Origin of the sequence: Halogranum rubrum (genome assembly GCF_900114455.1) — an archaeon.
GTDB classification, from domain to species: Archaea; Halobacteriota; Halobacteria; order Halobacteriales; family Haloferacaceae; genus Halogranum; species Halogranum rubrum.
Genome location: NZ_FOTC01000017.1, coordinates 1 through 1,010, shown reverse-complemented (window position 1 = coordinate 1,010; position 1,010 = coordinate 1). Strand labels below are relative to the sequence as shown.

At 55.4% G+C, this 1,010-nt stretch carries 1 rRNA gene; it reads left to right on the top strand.

Features of this window, described 5'->3' with window-relative positions:
- Nucleotides 1-1,010, top strand: a 23S ribosomal RNA gene (locus tag BM083_RS23705); the annotation flags it as partial.

Here is a 1,010-nt window from a genome sequence, read left to right as displayed (position 1 = left end):
GGAGCCGGTGTCCCGTCGTACGTTTTGAAAAACGAACCAGGGAGTGTGTTTGGTTGGCGAGTCTAACATGAGTATCATGGAAGGCGCAGGGAAACCGATACGGCCGCAGCACTATGTGTGAGGGCCACCGTGTTCAAGCGCGGGGAGTCAACCGTACACGACCCGAAACCGAGTGATCTACACGAGGGCAAGGTGAAGCGTACCGAAAGGCACGTGGAGGCCTGTTAGAGTTGGTGTCCTACAATACCCTCTCGTGACCTTCGTGTAGGGGTGAAAGGCCCATCGAACTCGGCAACAGCTGGTTCCGACCGAAACATGTCGAAGCATGACCTTCGCCGAGGTAGTTCGTGAGGTAGAGCGACCGATTGGGAGACCCGCCTCCGAGAGGAGTCGGCCTCCCTGTCGAACTCCGAACTTACGAACGCCGCCGACGCGAGGAATCCGGTACTCCGGGGTAAGCTTGGGTACCGTGAAGGAGACAACCTAGAGTCTGGTTAAGGACCCCAAATGTGGATTAAGTGCGATTGAAGGTGGTCTCGAGCCCTAAACAGCCGGGAGGTGAGCTTAGAAGCAGCTACCCTCTAAGAAAAGCGTAACAGCTTACCGGCCGAGGTTCGAGGCGCCGAAAATGATCGGGGCTCAAATCCACTTCCGAGACCTGACCGTACCCGTCACAGGGTAATCGAGTAGGTCGGCATTCTGCGCGGGTGGAAGCATGGGCGAGAGTTCATGTGGACCACGCAGTAACGAAAATCCTGGTCACAGTAGCAGCGAAAGTCGGGTGAGTAACCCCGACGGCCTGAAGAGTAAGGGTTCCTCGGCACTGCCAATCAGCCGAGGGTTAGTCGATCCTAAGTCCTATCGTAATTCGAGTAGGACAAAAGGGTAACTGGTTAATATTCCAGTACTATCACCACTCAAAGTCAACACTTTGGGAAACACCGAACCGGGCATTCGCCCGGTCGAACCGGAGAAATTCGTGGAAGCCGTAATGGCACGAAGCGAACGAA